The organism is Stenotrophomonas sp. FW305-C-20-S1, from assembly GCF_058783335.1.
Map to the genome: position 1 here is coordinate 40240 of NZ_JBYTEK010000018.1, position 19307 is coordinate 59546.

Below are 19307 nucleotides of genomic sequence, written 5' to 3' on the forward strand. Positions count from 1 at the left end.
CACGGGGTGGCAGCGCTCGCGGCCATGGGTCAGGCGACGCCCAGGCGTGCCTGCAGCCAGTCGCCCAGCGCGTCGATTTCCTCGGCGCAGACCTGGTGGGCCATCGGGTAGCTGTGCCACTGCACGTCCAGCCCAAGCGTGCGCAACGTCTCGGCGCTGTGCGCGGCCACCGCCTGCGGGATCACCGGATCGCTGCTGCCGTGGGCCATGAACACCGGCACATCCACCGCACCATCAACGCGCGACGCGGTTTCGGCCTCCGGCAGGTAGGTCGACAGTGCGATCAGTCCGGCCAAGGGGGCAGTGCGTGCCAGCGCGGCGCTGAGGATCACCGCCCCGCCCTGCGAGAAGCCAGCCAGGAAGATGTGATCAGCGGCGACACCGCGTTCGATCTCACGGGCGATCAGCGCATCCAGCTGCACCACCGACTCCTGCACGCCGGCCATGTCGGCGCGCGAGCGGAAGTCCATGCCGACGATGTCGTACCAGCCACGCATCGGCACGCCGTTATTGATCGTGATCGGCCGCACCGGTGCGTGCGGGAACACGAAGCGCAGCGCCGGCCAGTGCGGACGCACCAGTTCGGGCACGATCGGCGCGAAATCATGGCCGTCGGCACCGAGGCCGTGCAGCCAGATCACCGACCACTGCGGCGAGGCGCCGGTTTCCTGTTCCACCGTTTGCAGCATGTTGCGGCTCCTGTACGTTCGAGCCGCATTATGCCGCTGGCACGGTGCGATCAGTACAGCGGCGGTTGCTCGGCCGCTTCCCGGCGCAGCTGTGCGGCGCGCACCAGCACCGGCGGCGGGATGTTCTCTTCGGGAATGTCGAGCAGGCCCAGGCGATGCAGGAAGGCGCCCGGCCCGCGCAGAGAGGTCAGTGCCACCACCGGCACCGCCAGCACCATGCCGATCACCACCGGCGCCATCCAGGCCGCCAGCGACGGCGACACCGCCCACGCCAGCACGCCCATGAAGGCACCAAATACACCCAGGCCACCGTAGCCGCGCACCAGCGAAATCCACGAGATGCCACCGTCATCGCGCTGCTGTGCATCCCAACCCGAGTCACGCCCGGACAGCACTTCGGCCACCCCGCGCGACTGCACGTACATCACCACCGGCGCCATCAGCGCGGCCAGCACGGTTTCCACCAGCATCGACAGGAACGCCCGGATCGCGCCACCACAGCCACGGCGTTCAACCGGATCGAGCAGCATCGCAAAGTAACCCAGCACCTTGGGCATCAGCAGCACCGCCATGGTGGCGGCGAACAGGCGCACCACCTGTTCTTCATCCTGCGCACGCCAGTACACGCTGGGCGACAGGTGCAGCAGGGCGTTGAAATCGATGCCTTCCTGGAACAGCGGGATGGCGATGCCGATCAGCATCAGCATCGCCCACATCGGTGCGGTGAAGTAATGGCCGATGCCGATCAGCATGTGCACGCGGCTGATCCAGTGCAGGCCACGGCTGCCCACCACCTTGCCGTGCTGCAGGTTGCCCTGGCACCAGCGGCGGTCGCGCACCAGCAGGTCGGTCAGCGTCGGCGGGCCTTCCTCGTAGCTGCCGCCCAGGTAGGGCACCATGTGCGCGGCCCAGCCACCACGGCGCATCAGCGCCGCTTCCACGAAATCATGGCTGAGCACGTGGCCGCCGAACGGCTTGCGCCCCGGCAGCTCCGGCAGGCCAGCGTGGTCGGCAAAGGCACGGGTGCGGATGATCGCGTTGTGCCCCCAGTAATTGCTTTCGGCACCGTGCCACCAGGCCACGCCACGGGCGATCACCGGCCCGTACACGCGCCCGCCGAACTGCTGCATGCGCGAGAACAGGGTGCGGCCGCCGATCACCGACGGCAGGGTCTGGATCAGGCCGACGTCGGCGTTGTGCTCCATGCCGGCCACCAGGCGCACGATGCTGTCACCGGTCATCAGGCTGTCGGCATCCAGGATCAGCATCTGCGGGTAGGCACCGCCGAAACGGCGTACCCAGTCGGCGATGTTGCCGGCCTTGCGCGCGCTGTTGTCGCCACGGCGGCGATAGAACAGTCGCGCACGCCCATCGGGCACCAGCTCGCGCAGCTCGGCGAACACCTGTTCTTCGGCCCGCGCGATGTCCTCGCGACGGGTATCGCTGAGCACGAAGAAATCAAACCGCTGCAGCTGGCCGGTGGCCGCCACCGATTCGTAGATCGCACGCAGGCCGGCCAGCAGCCGGCGCGGGTCTTCGTTGTAGGTGGGCATCAGCAGCGCGGTGCGGCTGTGCACGGTGGGCAGCGGCTTGTCCGGATCGATGCCCAGGCGGTAGCCCCGGTCGAACACGGCCGTCAGGAAGCCGGCCACCGCACTGGCAAAGGACAGCGCGATCCAGGCGAACAGGCCGACGAACAGCACCAGCAGGCAGGCCTCCAGCACGCTGATGCCGTTGCCGGACAGCACCCGCCACATCATCCGGGTGGCCACGGCGGTCATCGCCACGGTGCCGCCGAGGATGTACAGGCGACGCAGGCCGATCATGCGTGGCGAGGTGCGATGGCGCCGGACCTTCAGCGAGCCTTGCCGGAGCGTCTGTTCGGGCATCAGCAGCGGTGCTTCGGCCGGCAGCAGGGCCCAGCCCGCGTCGGGACCGGCCGTGACCGGTTCCGTGTCGATGGTTTCACTCCCCATGGCCGCCTACTCCCTGCAGGCCGCAGGACCAGCCGTCCCGGCCAGGCTGCATGCACCAAGGTTCCTGGCCCGCATTCCCGGCGTCCGCACTTGTCCTGTCTGCCACGGCGTCATGCCGCGCAGTCGCTGTCTGTCACTACCAGAACCCACACGATCTCCAACGGGGCGGAATCGAAAAATGCGGCCCAGTCTATGGCCCCGAATGTAAGCCGGGTGCGAAGGTCTACGCCGGGAAATCTCCCCATTCAGCAATCAGCAGGCGAACCGTCGCGCGCGGCCGGGGAATGTCGATTCATCCCGGGAAGTACTGGATCGTAACAAACGAGAACGGTTATCATTCCGTTAACCAGGCAGGTCACCGCGCTCCGCGCACCGGACCCACCCAGCTGCGCCGGACCTTCCGCGCGCCCGACGACCCAGGGAAGGGGTGGCTGCCTGCTGTCTGCGTGCGCCTGCTGCTTCCACCGGGTCTCTCCTCTCCCTTGGAAGCCGTCATGTCCCCTCTCCGTTCCGCGCGCCTGTCGCGCACCCGCCTGGCCAGCGCCCTGGCCGCCGCCTGCCTGCTGGCCCTGCCTGCCCTCGCCGCCGCTGAAGCCAGCGCCGATGCCTCGACCAAGGACCTGGATACCGTGGTGGTTACCGCCTCGGGCAACCAGCAGTGGATCAAGGATGCCCCGGCCAGCATCAGCGTGATCAGCCGCGAAGACATCGAACGCCAGCCGGTGCACGACCTGGCTACCCTGCTCAGCCGTATTCCGGGCGTGACCGGTGGGCTCAGCGCCATTGGCGAGCAGTCCAAGATCAAGCTGCGCGGCATGCCGTCCAACTACACGCTGGTGCTGGTGGACGGCAAGCGCATGGGCAGCTCGGCCTCGACCAACTATCGCCCCGACCTGGGCCGCCAGGACCTGAACTGGATTTCTCCCGACCAGATCGAACGCATCGAAGTGGTGCGTGGCCCGATGTCCTCGCTGTATGGCTCGGACGCGATGGGCGGGGTGATCAACATCATCACCAAGCGCATCGGTGACAGCTGGAACGGCAGCGCCACCCACAGCTACACCCGGCCGCAGGATGGCGACCGTGGCGACACCCAGCAGATCGGCGCGACCTTCTCCGGCCCGCTGGGCGAGCGCTTCGGCCTGCGCATCGGTGCCAACAGCATGCGCCGCGACTCGGACCGCTCCAACGGCGGCGTGTATGGCAACGCCTACGCCGGCGAGAAGGACCGCAATGTCGACGCGCTGCTGCAGTGGAAGCTGAGCGAGGCACAGGAAGTGTCACTGGAAGCTGGCCACGGTGTGCAGCAGGCCTTCATCGCCCAGGCGCTGGAAAAGCAGGACGAAGGCGCCTGGGGTGCCAGTGAGCTCAAGCGCAGTTCGCTGGCGCTGAACCACGACGGCAAGTGGGATTTCGGTACTTCCAAGCTCAGCGCGTACTGGACCGAATACAAGAACGACATCGGCGCCACCGGTCGCTCCGAGGCAACCGATACGATCATCGAAGGCAGCCTGAGCACGCCCTTCACCCTGGGCGTGGACCACCAGTTCGCGGTGGGCGGCCAGTGGAAGCGCCAGGAGTTGACCAACACGGACACCATCGGCCAGGCACCGATCGACTACGCCGGCAACCCGGTGGTCGGCTCCACCCTGGAAGTGGACACCTGGGCGCTGTTCGTCGAAGACGAGCTGAAGCTGCACCGTACCCTGGCACTGACCCTGGGCGCGCGCCTGGACCACCATGAACAGTTCGGCAGCCATGTCAGTCCGCGTGCCTACCTGGTCTGGCACCCGAGCGAGCAGTGGACGATCCGTGGCGGCGTGTCCAAGGGCTTCCGCGCGCCGAGCCTGACCGAGAATTCGCCCAGCGCGGCGACCCAGTCCGGTGGCCGCGGCTGCACCTCACTGATCCCGCTGGGCTATACCCGCGGCGGTTGCTACATGGCCGGCAACCCGGACCTGGACCCGGAAACCAGCACCAACCGCGAGATCGGCATCAGCTTCGACAACGACCTGGTCGACGCCGGCCTGACCTACTTCCATACCGACTTCAGGAACAAGATCGAGTATGAAGCGCTGGGCTTCTTCAACGGCTACTGGTGGACGCGCATGAGCAACGTGCAGCGCGCGCGCACCAGCGGCATGGAAGGCAACCTCAACTTCCGCTTCGGCGATCACTGGCGCTGGCGCACGTCGGCGACCTGGATGAAGGAAGCCAAGAACCTGACCACTGGCCGCAACCTGATCGACACACCGGAGTTCTCAGGCTATTCGTCGCTGGACTGGACCCCGAACACCACGTTCTCCAGCAGCCTGTCGGCGCAGTACACCGGCAAGCAGACCGGCGTGGTCAATACCTTCCTGAAGGCCTATACGCTGTATGACCTGACCGCTGCATGGAACGTCAATGAGGTGCTGACCCTGCGTGGCGGCGTCAGCAACCTGGCCGACAAGAAGCTGTACGCCGACGGCTCTACCGACTACTTCGTCGCCGGCCGCAGCTACTTCCTCAGCATGACCGCGCGCTTCTGATGCGCACTGCGATCGCGCTGGCAGCAGGCCAGCGCGATCGCGGCTGGTTTCCCAGGCTCAGTCGTTTTCCAACACGGCCGGCGCAGCGTCGCGGCTGGCCGCGATGCGTGCACGGTCCATCGCCACCGCCAGTTGCTGGCGGGCGAGCAGTTGTTGTGCCTGCACCACTTCGGGTGTCGGCAGGAGCACCGGTCCGGGTGCGTTTTCCGGTGTAGCAGGTGTGGTCATGCAACCTCCATGGACATACCGCAGCTACCCGCAAACAGCCGGGGTAGCAGCGGAACTGCGCACCCTATCCTAAAAACAAGGCGGATGGGTGACGGTGCGGCACCGGGACGCAAGCCCTTTGCCGTAGGAACGTCACATTTTTGACGCTCCAAGCTGGTTTGCTGAATGTGACTCACTTATCATGAAAACGTTTTCCTAACAGGGAAGTCCCTATACATGAACACCGTTGACCTGACCCGCTTCAGCCCGAAGTGGCAGTTCCGCTTCAACTTCTTCCAGCAGCACGGCGCTCCCAAGGAGCCCGGCTTCAAGCAGGCCTGGAAGGCGCTGTCCTTCGGCGACCGCCTGAAGATCAACCTGAACTTCTTCGCCTTCTTCTTCGGCGCGATCTATCTGTTCATCCTGGGCATGTGGCGCAAGGCGCTGGTGGTGATCGGCATCAACATCGTGCTGATCGCGGTCAGCCTGGTGCTGCCGGACATCGTGGCCCGCGCACTGTTCATCGCAATGAACTTCCTGGTCGCCTCGAGCACCAACTACAGCTACTACCTGGAACAGGTGAAGGGCAACACCAGCTGGAACCCCTTCGAAGGCATGTTCTAAGCCCAGCGCACCACGTACGCAGTGGCACATCGACGCCCGGCCTTGGCCGGGCGTCGTCGTTCAAGCCCCGGCTCAGGCGGCGCGCAACGCAGCAGCCGGTCGGGTGTCGGCCTGCAGGCGGAAGCGGGACACCGCCACCGCCAGCTGCTCGGCCTGTTCTTCCATCGCCCGCGCCGCAGCGGTGGCTTCTTCCACCAGCGCAGCATTCTGCTGGGTGGTCTCGTCCATCTGCACCACCGTCTGGTTGACCTGCTCGATACCGGCCGACTGCTCGCGCGAGGCGGCCGAAATCTCGGCCATGATCTCGTTGACCCGACCGACCTGGCCGACGATCTCCTGCATCGTGCGGCCCGCACCGTGCACCAGCTGCGCGCCGGCGCCGACATGGCCGACCGAAGCGTCGATCAGCTCCTTGATCTCCTTGGCCGCGCCCGCCGAGCGCTGTGCCAGCGCGCGCACTTCGCTGGCGACCACCGCAAAGCCACGGCCCTGTTCACCAGCGCGCGCCGCTTCCACCGCTGCGTTCAGGGCCAGGATGTTGGTCTGGAAAGCGATGCCGTCGATCACCGAGATGATCTCGGCGATGCGCTGCGAAGAGGTCTCGATCTGCTCCATGGTCTGCACCACCTGGCTGACCACCTGCCCGCCTTCGCTGGCAACGCCTGCGGCCGAGGCCGCCAGCTTGTTGGCCTGCAGGGCATGATCGGCGTTCTGGCGCACGGTGGAGGTCAGTTCCTCCATCGACGCGGCGGTCTCTTCCAGGTTGGCCGCCTGCTGCTCGGTACGGCGTGACAGGTCGCTGTTGCCCGACGCGATCTCGCCTGCGGCCAGGCGGATGCTGGCCGCAGACTGCTGGATCTGGCCGACGATCTGGGTCAACTGCTGCACGGTGCTGTTGGCATCGTCGCGCATCACCGCGAACACACCGTGGAAGTCACCCTCCATCCGTGTACTCAGGTCACCGGCGGCGATGGCGCGCAGCAGCGTCGACAGCGCAGCCAGGTTCTGGTCGCTGACCTGCATCATGGTGTTGAGCGTTTCCACCATGCGGCGGAAGTCATGCTCGAAGCGCTGGGCATCGCCACGCACGGCGAAATCACCTGCCGCCGCCGCAGCGGCCAGCTGCTGGATCTGCTCGTTGATCGCCGCCAGGTTGGTCTTGGTGGTTGCCATGGCAGCGGTGAATATCGCCTTTTCGCCCGGCAGTGCCTCCATGTCCACGCTCAGGTCACCCACCGCGTAGCGCTGCATCACCTCGACCAGGCGTTGGGTGACCGCATTGCTGTCGGCCACCAGCTGGTTGCTGTCGGCCACCATGCGGCCATATTCGCCCGGGAACACCGAGGCATCCATGCGGTAGCTGATTTCACCGGCATCATGGCGGCGCGCCATCTCCGCCTGTGCGGCCATCACTGCCTGCAGCTGGCCACGCATGCCCTGCATGGCGTCCAGCAGGCGGCCCACTTCGTCGTTGCCCAGCACCGGCATGGCGGTATCCAGCTTGCCCGCAGCCACGTCGCCGGCGATGCGCACGGCCTGCGCCAGCGGTCGCACCGCCAGGCGCTGCAGCAGCAGGTAGACACCGCCACTGAGCACCAGCGCAGCCACCACACCCACCAGCAGGATGATCCACAGCAGTTCGCGGGCCTGCGCGATGATCACCGCATGCGGCACCACCACACCCAGCGCGAAACGCTGCGGCGCGTCACCCACCTGCAGCGGCACGTACAGGCGGACGTTGCCGGCAGCGTCGGGCTCGAACGCTTCATAGGTCTTGTCGGCGGCGATCTGCGCCAGCATGCCGAGGGTGGCGGCATCGGTACGCGGCTTGCCGATCTCGGCAGCGTCGGCCGAGGCCAGCACCACGCCCTTCGGCGACAGCAGTTCGACGCGGCCAGCGCCCATCGGCGTCAGCGTGGCCAGGTGCTTCTGCAGCGCGTCCAGCGAGAAGTCGACGGTGAAGACACCGAGGAAGGTGCCGTTCTCGACGATCGGCGTGCTCAGCGTGCTCATCAGCACCTGCTTGCCGCCGATGTCGTAGGCATACGGTTCGCTGACCAGCGGCAGCTTGTCGCGGCTGGGCACCATGTACCAGTTGCCCGAGCCGCTGGGCGTCTCGGTGTAGTCGGTCATCGTCGACTGCTGCGGCTTGCCGTCCTGCCAGGCCCAGTAGCTCATGTAGCGGCCGGTGGCGTCGTGCGCCTCGCTGTTGACGAACTCGGCGTCCTTGCCGTCGAAGGCATTGGCCTCCCACATGGTGCTCTTGCCCAGCCATTCCGGGTGCGCGTGCAGCTGCTCGCCGATGACATTGGCCAGGCTGGCGCGATCAGGGGCATCACCGCGCGCACGCTGGGCCAGCACGGTTTCCACCATCGCATCGTTGCTGGCAAAGGCCGTGCCCAGGTCGGCAGCCACCTGCCGCGCCTCGGCACGGGCTTCGCTGGCCATGGTCTGCCGCGAGGACGACACCAGCGCCGAACTGGCCTGGTGATAGATCAGGAACGCGGTCGCGCCGAAGCACAGCAACGCGATCACCGCGGTGCCCAGCATCAGCTTGTGGGCGATGCTGCCGGGGCGACGGGCAGCGACGGAACGGGAAGAAGACATGGGAGGATCCGCAGGCAGTTCAGGTCGACCGGTGCCACCAGGGCACCGCGCAGATGCGCGATCCGTCGCGCGGGCCGCCTGCCCGCCGGATCGGAACCCGGCGCGGGAAGGCGCGCACCGGGTTAGCGGCCATGGCCGGGCGAGGTTGAGGCTCGCCGCACGCACAAAACCTGAACCCGCTCAGCTGCGGCCGTCGACCCAGGCCTGTGCTGCTCGCCTGTGCTATTCGGCGACGCGGTCGCGGATCCACTCCGCACGGGGCAGGACCTCGATGCTGCCCGCGGCGTACTGCTGAAGCACGTCCTCCGGACCGAAACGTGGCTGCCAGCCCAGCGCTGCACGCATCCGGCTGCTGTCATAGACCCGATCGATGCTGAGCGGCAGTGGCCAGCCACGGCGCTCGAACTCGGCCAGCAGCTGCGGTGCGCGGCGCGCCAGCACCTGGCGCGGATCGGCGGCCAGCTGCAGGCAGTCCTCGCGCCGGAAGGGCGTCGGTGCACAGGCGAGGTAACGCTGGAAGGCCGCGCCTTCATCGTGCAGCAGCGCGGCATGCGCGCTGGCCACGTCGCGCGCGTCGATACCACGGTGCAGGCGGAACATCGCCATGCGGTCAGGCGGTTCGGGGAAGCAACGTGCCATCCGCAGCACGCGCACGGTGAATGTTGCACTGGCCGCCGCTTCGGCAGCCGCCTCAGCCTGCAGCTTGGTGCGGTGGTAGATCGTGCGCGGCAGCGGCTCGGTGTCCTCGTCGATCCAACGGCAGCCGCCGGACACCACGGCATGGCCGTACAACGCCGTGGTACTGGTCAGCACGAAGCGCTGCACGCCGGCCTCGCGCGCCAGCTGCAGCAGGTTCGCGGTGGCCTCCACGTTGATCTGCTGGAACACCGCGTCAGGTACCAGGCCCACGTGCGGGGCGTGCAGGGCCGCGGTATGGATCACCGCGTCGACCCCCTGCACGGCGCGTTCCAGCGCCCGGCGATCGGTGACATCGGCAATGACGCGCGTGGTGGCGAACGGACTGCGATCCAGCCCCACCACCTCATTGGCAGCGGCCAGCGCACCGAAGATCGCCCGCCCTATCCGCCCGGAACTTCCGGTCAACAGAATCTTCATTGAATCCATTCACTCGACAGCGCCCGGGACCTACCGGGATGGCTTGATTCTAGGCATGCACGATGGCGTCGGCGATAGCAGACGATGACATTCTGCATGCCATCCACCTCCGGCCAACCGCTCGGACTCTCCCTTGCCAGGGCGCCACGGGTGACTGCCGTGACGACCGGTTGCAGAGCCCGGCGCTTCCTGCACGGTAACCGGTTGTCAAACGCGTGCGCAGGCCATGTGAGCCTCGTACAGCCCACTTCGACCTGTCTTTAGCCTGCACTGTGCAACATGGGACCGTCACTGATGGCAGCGCCCCATGTTCACACCGGAGACCGGTAATGACCAACTCACGCAATGGCAACAGCAATCGGGGCTTTGCCTCGATGGACGAAGACAAACAGCGCGCGATCGCAGCCAAAGGGGGACGTGCTGCCCACGCATCCGGCAATGCGCACCAGTTCAGCCCGGCCGAGGCCCGGGTGGCGGGCCGGAAAGGCGGTGAAGCGATCAGCCAGGACCGCCAACACATGGCCACGATCGGCCGTGAAGGCGGCCATGCGCGGCACGCCAGCAGCCGCCAGCAACAGCAACAGCAGGACATGCCCGACAAACCTGACAGCGGTCAACAACGTTGACGTGTTGCGGTCACTGCGCCGCGTACCGGCGGTGCGGCCGACGTCGATCAGCACTCAGCACTGCCAGCACAGTGGAAAGCGCCGCTGAGCTGGCGCGAGCCGGCTAGGTGTGGGCGAGGATGTTCAACAGGCGCCCGAACGGGTCGCGCACGTAGAAGCGACGTACACCCCATGGCTCTTCGGCTGGGCCATATTCAAGCGCGATGTCCGCGTGTCGCAGGCGTTCGAGCACGGCGTCCAGATCATCCACCTCGATCGAAAGATCCGGCACCGGCGTACCCGATCCGCCTTCGCTGGCAACGCTGAGTTGTGCCAGCGCAGTGCCCTGCCCACCGTAGGTGACGATCCAGCCGTGGTCCATCACGATGTCCATGCCGAGGATGTCGCCGTAGAACGCGGCCGCCTGCGCAGGATCGGCACTGGCGATGTTGGCGACGACACGTTTGACGGCCATGTTGCGGCTCCAGACGATCAGGACCGCGGACTTCGTGCCTGCGACCAGGTGAAAAGGGGCCCCTGGATCGGGCCCCCCATTGCGAACGGTATGCAGGCCTCAGACGGCGCCGCACCTGTCCATGACACAGCGATCGTATTCGAACTGGCACTCCATGGCATCGCCGCCGCCGGAAACGCAGGCCTGGTAGGCCTTCCAGCACGGGAAGTCGCACGGCTGGACCGGACCGGCCACCGCCACCGAACCGGTACACGCAAGTGCAAACACTGCAGCAACGATCACTTTCCTGATGGCTCGCATCGATATCACTCCCTGATAGGCCTGGTGATTCCAGGCTGCATCACCGTAGCCGTGCGTGCGGGATAGGAAGTGAAGGCGCCGGTTCAGCCTGCCAGCAATCGCAGATCACGCAGCTGCGCGCGCAACTCCGCGATGTCATGCCACGGCAGTATCGGCGAGTTCCCGCGCTCATCGGGAGGGTTGCCCGGGAGCCCCTCCGACCAGCCACCCGCGCCCACCAGCGGCAGCAAAGGCCGCTTGTGCAGCCAGGCCAGACACACTTCGGAAATCGTGCCCGCGCGCCCGCCGATGACAATGCAGGCATCGCCGGCCAAGGCCATGATCAGGTTGCGGGCATCGCCCATGCCGCATGGCACCACCACCGTTGCCGGCCAGTCTGCTGCGGGCATGTTGCCTTCCGGAATCACGCTCAGCACCGTGCCGCCAGCTGCGACTGCATGCTCGGCTGCCACCCGCGTGGCTGGGCTGCCACAGCCGCTGACCAGGGTGATTCCATTTTCGGCGAGGAACCTGCCCGCCTGTGCAGCGAGGTCGAACGCCGGTGAGCCAGGATCGGCACTCCCCAGGATGGCGATCTGGGGCTTGCGGAAGGACTTGCGGGAGGTTGGTGTCATGAAGCGACCTGGGTGACCGAACGGAAGGACAGCATGGAGACGGAACCGATCCGGGCAGCCACTGTTCAATTGCCCGACGCGGGAACGTATCACGCCAGCAGTTTGTCTTTCTGATGCTGATTGCACAGTTCACCGCCTCAGCATCACCAGGCCACCCAGGCTCAGCGACGGCAGCAGCAGCCCAAAGGCCACCAGCGGCCAGACCGTATCGCCCGGCAGCAGCAGCGTCGCGAGCGTGCCAAGCGTTGCCACGATCAGGCTCTGCACGGCGTAGTACAGCGCCACTGCCGTGCCGGAGGCATCGGCAAAATCGCGCAGCGCACCGTTGGCCGCCACCGCAGCCACCATCACGATGCCGATGGCCACCAGCCACATCGGCAACACGACACTGGCAAAGGATGGCGGCAGCATCGCCGTCATCGCCATGACCAGCGCGCCGCCAATCATCACCATCAGCCCACGCTGGAAACTGCCACCAATGCCCCATCGCCCGATGAATCGAGCAGCGAAGCGCGAGGTGACGATCATCACCAGTGCCACCGTCGCGAAGGCCAGGCTGAAGCCCATCGCCGAATAGCCGGCCCTCCCCATCAGCACCCGCGGGGCGATCGAGAAAAACACGAAGAACGTGCCCATCGCCGCACTGAATCCCAATGCATGAACCCAGAAGCCGGCATTGCCGAGGATGCGCGCGAAGGCTGGCGATGCGTGGACATGCTGCGGTGGCCGTGTCTCCTGCCAGCCGCGGCATGCGCGTGCACCCGCCAGCAGTCCCAGCACACCCAGCGCGATGAAAATAGCCCGCCAGCCCAGCGTATAGGCGATCAATGCGCCGAGGATCGGACCGAGCGCCGGCACGAACGCCAACATCGAGGCGAACAGGCCATAGAGCGTGGCGCCCTCGGCCGTGTCGGCATACACGTCGCGCACCGTGGCGAAGGTGGCCACCAGTGCGGCCGACGCCCCAATCGCCTGCACGCCGCGCCACGCAAGGAATGCCGCACCATCGCTACACGCGGCCAGCGCGAACGACGCCAGCGTGAACAACAGCGCGCCCATCAGCAGCACCGGCCGTCGCCCGATCCGGTCCGACAGCGGGCCGAAGATCAGCTGGCCCAGCCCCAGCACGAGCATGTACAGGCTCAGCGTCAACTGGATGAGGGCGGGCGACGTGCCGAGTGCCTGCGGCATGGCCGATACGACCGGCAGGTAGATATCCATGGCCAGCGAGGCCAAGAGGTCGAAGGGGGCCATCAACACGATGGCGCCCGGCAGGGAATGGGCCCAGCGAAGGGCTTTTCGATCAGACATGGGGAAACATCCGCTCAGGAGGGAATCCGGCGGTGATCAACCCAGTGCGTGGAAATCGCAGGACAAGATCACCGCAACAACGTGCGTACCGTTGTTGCGGCTCAGCGGACTGTCTGCGGACCGTTCCCGTTCATCTGATGATCCGGTGGAAGATCGAGTGCGGCCAGTGTAGCAAGGCCATTGCGGGGCAGCCCGGCAACGTCGTCCGGCAGGGCTTCAGGGCAAGGGCAGCATGTCGATGCGCCGGGAGGGGGTACGCCGCACCTGCTCGATGAGCCGGCGGACCGCTGGCGATGTTTCCTGTTCACGGTACAGCGCAGCGATGGTCGAGGCGATGACCGGCCCGGCGATCGGCAGATACACCACGCCTGGCAGCAGCAGCGTCCGCTGCAGCACCGACGGCACGATCGCCACGGCGCCATCGCCCACCGAGACCTGCGCGAGCACCGCGACAAGATGACCGGGACGGGAGCGGATGTCCGGCACGAATCCGCCACGGCGGGCGACTTCCAGCGTGCCGGCGGGCTGCTCCGGCATGATGAACGCCTCCTTCGCCAGCAGCGCCGGCTGCACCGGCACCCCCGCGTGGGCCAGCGCATGCGATGCCGGCAACGCCACGCAGAACTGATCTTCGATCAGGATGTGCGAACCGAGCGCATCGGGCACCTCCATCGGAAGCCGGCAGAACACCACATCGATGCGACCGTCCAGCAGCAGGTCCGGCAGGTCGGCCATCGGCCATTCGCCGACCTTCAGCTCCACGTCGGGCGAGGCGCTGCGGAACCGCTGCAACTGCTCCTGCAGCGCGCCGGCATGGACCGCCGAACCTACGTAGCCGATCTCGATCCTGCCGATTTCCCCGCGACCAGCGCGGCGGCCCACGGCCTCTGCCTGCTCGAACTGGCGCAGCACGTTGCGTGCTTCGGCCAGGAAGATCGCACCGGCAGAGGTCAGCGTGACCTCGCGCCTACTGCGATCGAACAAGGGGGTGCCCAGGCGACGCTCGATCTGCTGGATCTGAACGCTCAGCGTCGGCGTGGCGATGCCCAGGCGCAGCGCGGCGCGCCCGAAATGCAGCTCCTCGGCCAGTGCGACGTAGTACTGCAGATGTCGACGGTCCATGCGCACCGGCTCGTTAGCTTTGGCCTAACGTACTTGAAGAACACCGGCAATGAAACAAACAGTCGAAGTTGCTTGAATGGGCCTTCTTCCTTCCCCACCCGAGTGCCCGGTGTCTCTCTTCCCCCGCCGCAGACCGCCCAACTGGATCCTGATCATCGCCTCGCTCGGCTGCACGATGACGGTGCTGGAAACCAACGCCGTGGCCGTCGCCCTGCCGGCCATCGCGCGGAATCTGCAGGCTGACTTCGCCGACATCGAATGGGTGATCAGCTGCTACATCCTGACCTTCACCTCGCTGCTTCTGCCCGCCGGTGCCATCGCCGATCGTCATGGCCGCAGGCGGGTGCTGCTGATCGGCATCGCACTGTTCGCCCTCTCATCGCTGACCTGCGCGCTGGCCCCCACGGCCAGTGCGCTGTATGTGGCCCGAGCGTTGCAGGGCGTGGGTGCCGCTTTCCTGCTGGCCCCATCACTGTCGGTGATCGGCCACGAATTCCACGAGGGCAAGCAACGCGACGATGCCTGGGCCTTCTGGGGCACGGCAATGGGCATGATGATGGTGCTCTCGCCGCTTATCGGTGGGCTGTTGTCCTCGCTGTGGGGATGGCGCTCGGTGTTCATCGCGATCCTGCCCTTCCTCGCCTTCCTGGCCTATGGTGCGATCCGCTGGGTTCCCGACACTGCCGACACGGTGGTACGCCCGCTCGATCCGCCCGGCATCATCACCTTCAGCGTGGCGATCTTCGGCATCGTGTTCTTCCTCGTGGAAGGACTCGCGCAGGGATGGACATCGGCGGTGGCCCTGGCCGGCCTGGGCCTGGGCATCGCGATGGCCGCGCTGTTCACCTGCATCGAGCTCACGCGTCGGCATCCGATGGTCGACCTGCGGCTGCTTGCCAGCCCGCGCTTTGTCGGTGCCCTGATCGCCATGATCGGCTACGCGGTCAGCGCGCAGGTGATGGCCTCGATGCTGCCGCAGTACCTGCAGAACGGCGTCGGCCTGAGTGCGCTGGCCACGGGCGCCGGCATGCTGCCGTTCGCTGCGGCGATGCTGCTGTTCCCCAGCGTGGGCAGGCGCCTGGGCAGACGATTGTCGAGCGGGATGGTGCTGGCCATCGGCCTGTCCATCACTGCCGCCGGCAATGCGCTGGCCGGTATCGGTGCATGGCACAACCAGCCGACGGTGGCGCTGCTGGCGATGGTCATCATCGGCGCAGGCGGTGGCATCCTCAACGGCGAAACATCCAAGGCGATCATCGGTTCGGCGCCCCGCGACCGCGCAGGCATGGCCTCGGGCATCAGTGCGACGACGCGCTTCGTCGGCATCCTGCTCGGCTTCACGGTCCTCTCCAGCGCCCTGACCGTCGGCATCCGCGCCGGACTCTCAGCACGCGTTCCTGCAGATGAAGTCATGCGTCTGGCCGACACCATCGCCACCGGTGCACTGACCCGAGGAGCCCAGGTTGATCTGGCGCGGGCGATCTACAGCCAGGGCTTTGCCGCGTCCCTGTGGACTGCCGCCGCAGCAGCGACGCTGGCCAGCCTGGCCGTTGCCCTGCTCAGGCCACGCGCCTGATCGCAGATGGCAGACGCAGAAACGACCAGGGCAGCACTGGGCTGCCCTGGTCGCGGCGATGTGGGGGACGATCGCCGGATGCGATCAGGCAGCCTTCATCGCATGCTTGCGGTCGCGCATGACCGAGTGGCATTCCTGCACTTCCGGCAGCCACTGGGTCACTTCCTGGCGCACCGCCGGCGGCAGGTCGTTGTCCTTCAGGACGTCCTTGAACGCGCCCAGCAGGCGATCCTCGGACTCTTCAAGTTCGGCCACGTAACCGTAGTTGGTGTCACCGAAGGCCGCGCGCACCTTGCCGTAGAACTGCTGCATGGAACCGACCATGGTGCCGTGCTCGGCCGGCTTGCCGCCGGTAGCGGCCACCGAGCTGCTCAGCGAGGACACGATGCGGCCCTTCACGCCGGCGATGCGGACGAACAATGCCGACAGCTCGGCATCCTTCACCTTGGTTGCGGCTTCCTCGTAGAAGGACTTGCCATCACGGGCGATCTCGATCAGGTCGTTGAGGCGATGCTCGATGGTGGACTGGGTGCTCATGTGTAGTCTCCTCTGGGGGAAAAACGGCAACAGTGGAATCCGTTGCCTGCGAGCCCAGACTGGCCGACCGGGTGTGGTTCGCGGGTGAGCATCGATTGATGCGGTGATCATGCTGCCCAACGGCGCCCCACCCACTCACGCGGGCGACGCGGTGTCTTCACCGCACCTGAATCCTGGCAATGACCTGCACGGTCATCCGCACCGCATGTCTAGTCCACCGCTACCCGCACCACGTGGCTGATGCCCCGATGGAACATCTTCGCGTACGGACAGACCCGCTCGGTGTTGCGCACCAGTTCGGCTGCACGTATCGGGTCCATGCCAGGCAGGCACACCACGATCTCGGCCGACAGCAGGTACAGGCCGTCCACGGGATCTCGCGCGAACGTCACCGCTACCTCGATGCTCGGCTCGACCAGTTCCATTCCCGCACGCGCAGCCACCAGCACCATCGCACCGTGGAAGCAGCCGGCGTAGCCCGCCGCCAGCAACTGCTCGGGATTGGTACCGCCACCGGGTCCACCCAGCTCAGCAGGCAACCGAAGGTCCACTGACAGCGCACCGTCATCGGACCGCACCACGCCCGACGCGCGGCCATGCTGTGCCACGCCACCGCTGACCCGCACCCGTCCGGTATACAGCGGGCGCACCTCATCACCGTGGTACTTGTCGAGCACCGTGTGCGGAGGCGGTTTCAGCCCGGTCATCGCAGGTTCCTGCTGTCAGCGTCCACCGCCGATCAGGCCGGCTGGCCCTGTGCCAGCCCGGACTGCTGCAACCAGCGCTCGAAGCCGATCGAGCCGAGCCATGCCTGGCCCACCGGCACCAGCGTGTCCTGCTGCAGCTGCGCACCGAAGTAGCGCGCCTGGGCATCGCCAACCACTTCCCGCGCGTCACCGGTTGCCTGCAGGAAGCGCTGCGCCAGCACCGCCATCGATTCGCGTTCCGGGCCGGCGATCTCCACCACGCCATTGGCTGGTGCCTGCTGCGCGATGCGTGCAACCGCATCGGCCACATCCTCGGCGGCGATCGGCTGCACTGCGGCGGTCGGCAGCTGCAGGGTCTGGCCGTCACCGGCTGCCTGGAGGATGCCCGGCAGGAACTCGAAGAACTGTGTCGAGTGGATGATCGTGTACGCCAGGCCCGAATCGCGGATCAGGCGTTCCTGGGCGATCTTGCCGCGGAAATAGCCGCTGGCCGCCAGCTTGTCGGTACCCACCACCGACAGCGCGACATGATGGCGTACGCCTGCCTGCGCCGCGGCCGCCAGGATGTTGTGGCCGGCCGTCACGAAGAACGACAGCACCGCCGCATCTTCGAACGAGGGCGAGTTGGCCAGGTCGACCACTACCTCGGTGCCCGCCATCGCAGCGGCCAGGCCCTCGCCGCTCAGCACATCGATACCGGTGGAGGGTGCAGCGACGACGACGTCGTGGCCGGCCGCATGCAGGCGATCGACCACCTTGCTGCCGATGCGGCCGGTGCCACCGATGACGAGGATCTTCATGACAGGTCTCCTGGAACGTGGAAAGTTCGGATGTGGCTGCATGCTAGAAACGCATTGGCCGGCGCAGTAGATCCGCAGCGGGCCACGCACTGTTGCCGCATCGGCACCAATGTGGTCATGCCCAGGCCGGGGCCGCATCGCGCTGCGCTGCCGCCTGCTGCCGCGCTTCCCAGTGCGAGAACACATCCAGATCCAGCGCGCGTATGCGCTGGGTGCTGAAATCGATGAACGCGCGGATCCGCTTGGGCAGCTGGCGTCGGCTGAGATAGCACAGGTAATGGCCACGATCGTGCGGCGCGTAGCGGTCCAGGCAGGTCACTACAGCGCCTGTGCGCAACGCATCACTTACCTGGTAGCTGGGCAGCTGGGCGATCCCCAATCCATCGATCACTGCCTGCAGGACAAGATCGGCATCATTGAACACCACCTCCGCCGGCGGCTGCAGATTCACATCCTGGCCGTCCACACGGAAGTCCCAGCGCTGCAGGCGCCCACCGGGAAGGCGTCGACCGATGCAGGCATGGGTGGACAACACTTCGATGGTGTCTGCCAGGCCATGCGCCTGCACATACGCAGGCGATGCACAGACCACCAGCTGCATCGGCACCAGCTGCTTGGCGATCACCTGGCTGTCTTCCAGCACGCCATCGCGGAACGCCACATCGATGCGATCGGCGGCCAGGTCCGGTGCCTGCTCGTCCAGCAGCAACTCCACAGAGACCTGTGGATACTCCGCGCGGAACGCAGACAGCAGCGGCGCGATCACCCGGCGTCCGAAGCCATGTGTCGCACTGATCCGCAGATGCCCGCGCGGTGGTCCCTCGCGCAGGTCGCGCATTTCGTCCAGCGCCTGCAGGATGCTGGCAACGCCCGGGCTGCAGCCCTCCAGGAACAGCTCGCCTTCGCGGGTGAGTGTTGTCGAGCGCGTGGTGCGCAGGAACAGGCGCACGCCCAGTTGTCCCTCCAGCTTCTGCACGCTGCGGCTGACGGCCGAACGACCGATGCCGAGGCGATCACCAGCGCGAGCGAAGCTGCCCTCGGCGGCTACCGCGATGAATGCCAGGACCCCGGCATAGCTGGCGGAGAAGGACGCCGTGAGGGAATCGCGGCCGTCGCTGGCCAGGCAGGACTGCGGCATGACATTCATGGTGTTCCGGGCTCCTGGAAGTCGCGTCGGGCAAGCAGGTGGGCGCGTGCACGGGCCAGTCGCTGGCGGCATGCCGGCAGCTCCAGCCCCAGCAGCGGCGCGATGTCTTCAAAGCCCGCGCCCAGCACGTCATGCAGCAACAGCACGGCCCGCATGTCCGGTGGCAGTTCGTGCAATGCGGCAAGGAAGGCCTGCCAGACCCGCTCACTGGCGGGGCAGGCTGCTGCGCGGTTCGGGGCGGATGAGGTGTCCATGCCCGGCAGACGGGCGAGCATCCGCCGCTGTGACAGGCCATTGGTGTTTTTCGTGCAACACCGTGCAGCCCTGCCCTCGCCTACCGCCCCGCGTGCAGCGGGCCTAGCC

Annotated in this window: 19 protein-coding genes; 4 read left to right on the top strand and 15 right to left on the bottom strand. The window is 66.6% G+C overall.

The genetic code is table 11. The annotated features are described in order from the left end of the window. Positions 1-29: 29 nt before the first annotated feature. Both AC3WTC_RS11515 and mdoH read right to left on the bottom strand, forming a co-directional pair. Entirely contained in the window at positions 30-689 is a 660-nt protein-coding gene (locus AC3WTC_RS11515) for an alpha/beta hydrolase (RefSeq protein ID WP_059065212.1), read from the bottom strand. Between the two features lie 50 nt (positions 690-739). Then, positions 740-2665, bottom strand: a complete 1926-nt coding sequence (gene mdoH, locus AC3WTC_RS11520; RefSeq protein WP_051585049.1) for a glucans biosynthesis glucosyltransferase MdoH — start codon at positions 2663-2665, stop codon at positions 740-742. A gap of 494 nt (positions 2666-3159) precedes the next feature. On the opposite strand from mdoH, the gene AC3WTC_RS11525 reads away from it, so the two are divergent. Further along, positions 3160-5196: a TonB-dependent receptor domain-containing protein gene (locus AC3WTC_RS11525; RefSeq protein WP_492711447.1), complete on the top strand. Its 2037-nt coding sequence runs from the start codon at positions 3160-3162 to the stop codon at positions 5194-5196. Between the two features lie 57 nt (positions 5197-5253). Here AC3WTC_RS11525 and AC3WTC_RS11530 read toward each other — a convergent pair whose 3' ends face one another. Further along, on the bottom strand, positions 5254-5424 hold the full coding sequence (locus tag AC3WTC_RS11530) for a hypothetical protein (RefSeq protein WP_162887695.1): 171 nt from the start codon (positions 5422-5424) through the stop codon (positions 5254-5256). A 216-nt stretch (positions 5425-5640) separates the two neighbouring features. On the opposite strand from AC3WTC_RS11530, the gene AC3WTC_RS11535 reads away from it, so the two are divergent. Beyond that, positions 5641-6027: a DUF2628 domain-containing protein gene (locus AC3WTC_RS11535; RefSeq protein ID WP_025879013.1), complete on the top strand. Its 387-nt coding sequence runs from the start codon at positions 5641-5643 to the stop codon at positions 6025-6027. A gap of 72 nt (positions 6028-6099) precedes the next feature. Here AC3WTC_RS11535 and AC3WTC_RS11540 read toward each other — a convergent pair whose 3' ends face one another. Together AC3WTC_RS11540 and AC3WTC_RS11545 are read right to left on the bottom strand one after the other, a co-directional pair. Further along, a complete protein-coding gene (locus tag AC3WTC_RS11540; protein WP_492711448.1) occupies positions 6100-8634 on the bottom strand; it encodes a methyl-accepting chemotaxis protein in 2535 nt (844 codons plus the stop codon). A 222-nt stretch (positions 8635-8856) separates the two neighbouring features. Further along, positions 8857-9750, bottom strand: a complete 894-nt coding sequence (locus tag AC3WTC_RS11545; RefSeq protein WP_080149788.1) for an NAD-dependent epimerase/dehydratase family protein — start codon at positions 9748-9750, stop codon at positions 8857-8859. Between the two features lie 329 nt (positions 9751-10079). On the opposite strand from AC3WTC_RS11545, the gene AC3WTC_RS11550 reads away from it, so the two are divergent. Next, a complete protein-coding gene (locus AC3WTC_RS11550; protein WP_080149787.1) occupies positions 10080-10376 on the top strand; it encodes a KGG domain-containing protein in 297 nt (98 codons plus the stop codon). 103 nt (positions 10377-10479) lie between these two features. Here the strand turns inward: AC3WTC_RS11550 and AC3WTC_RS11555 are convergent, their stop codons facing one another. The 5 genes from AC3WTC_RS11555 to AC3WTC_RS11575 all read right to left on the bottom strand — a co-directional run bounded on the left by AC3WTC_RS11555 (position 10480) and on the right by AC3WTC_RS11575 (position 14177). Continuing rightward, the gene (locus tag AC3WTC_RS11555) at positions 10480-10830 is read right to left on the bottom strand and encodes a VOC family protein (RefSeq protein WP_279209197.1); all 351 of its coding nucleotides are present in this window, start codon (positions 10828-10830) and stop codon (positions 10480-10482) included. Positions 10831-10929: 99 nt separating this feature from the next. After that, a complete protein-coding gene (locus AC3WTC_RS11560) occupies positions 10930-11130 on the bottom strand; it encodes a hypothetical protein (protein WP_033832284.1) in 201 nt (66 codons plus the stop codon). A gap of 83 nt (positions 11131-11213) precedes the next feature. Continuing rightward, on the bottom strand, positions 11214-11837 hold the full coding sequence (locus AC3WTC_RS11565; RefSeq protein WP_234003384.1) for an SLOG cluster 4 domain-containing protein: 624 nt from the start codon (positions 11835-11837) through the stop codon (positions 11214-11216). Positions 11838-11873: 36 nt separating this feature from the next. Beyond that, on the bottom strand, positions 11874-13055 hold the full coding sequence (cml, locus tag AC3WTC_RS11570; RefSeq protein WP_492711449.1) for a CmlA/FloR family chloramphenicol efflux MFS transporter: 1182 nt from the start codon (positions 13053-13055) through the stop codon (positions 11874-11876). A gap of 216 nt (positions 13056-13271) precedes the next feature. Then, on the bottom strand, positions 13272-14177 hold the full coding sequence (locus AC3WTC_RS11575) for a LysR substrate-binding domain-containing protein (RefSeq protein WP_059065226.1): 906 nt from the start codon (positions 14175-14177) through the stop codon (positions 13272-13274). A 109-nt stretch (positions 14178-14286) separates the two neighbouring features. Between AC3WTC_RS11575 and AC3WTC_RS11580 the strand changes: the two genes are divergently transcribed. Further along, positions 14287-15753 carry an MFS transporter gene (locus AC3WTC_RS11580; protein WP_492711450.1) on the top strand — a complete coding sequence of 489 codons (1467 nt, stop codon included), beginning with the start codon at positions 14287-14289 and terminating at the stop codon, positions 15751-15753. Positions 15754-15837: 84 nt separating this feature from the next. On the opposite strand, the gene AC3WTC_RS11585 is transcribed toward AC3WTC_RS11580, so the two are convergent. The 5 genes from AC3WTC_RS11585 to AC3WTC_RS11605 all read right to left on the bottom strand — a co-directional run bounded on the left by AC3WTC_RS11585 (position 15838) and on the right by AC3WTC_RS11605 (position 19198). Further along, positions 15838-16290, bottom strand: a complete 453-nt coding sequence (locus AC3WTC_RS11585; RefSeq protein WP_032952113.1) for a PA2169 family four-helix-bundle protein — start codon at positions 16288-16290, stop codon at positions 15838-15840. Positions 16291-16499: 209 nt separating this feature from the next. Continuing rightward, entirely contained in the window at positions 16500-16997 is a 498-nt protein-coding gene (locus AC3WTC_RS11590) for an Ohr family peroxiredoxin (RefSeq protein ID WP_025879021.1), read from the bottom strand. A 32-nt stretch (positions 16998-17029) separates the two neighbouring features. Further along, entirely contained in the window at positions 17030-17797 is a 768-nt protein-coding gene (locus AC3WTC_RS11595; protein WP_088101447.1) for an SDR family oxidoreductase, read from the bottom strand. A 115-nt stretch (positions 17798-17912) separates the two neighbouring features. Then, complete coding sequence (locus AC3WTC_RS11600; protein WP_492711451.1) at positions 17913-18944, bottom strand: LysR family transcriptional regulator; 1032 nt, start codon at positions 18942-18944, stop codon at positions 17913-17915. Beyond that, entirely contained in the window at positions 18941-19198 is a 258-nt protein-coding gene (locus tag AC3WTC_RS11605; protein ID WP_227416521.1) for a sigma factor-like helix-turn-helix DNA-binding protein, read from the bottom strand. Before AC3WTC_RS11605 ends, AC3WTC_RS11600 begins: the two co-directional genes overlap by 4 nt. Between the last annotated feature and the right edge of the window lie 109 nt (positions 19199-19307).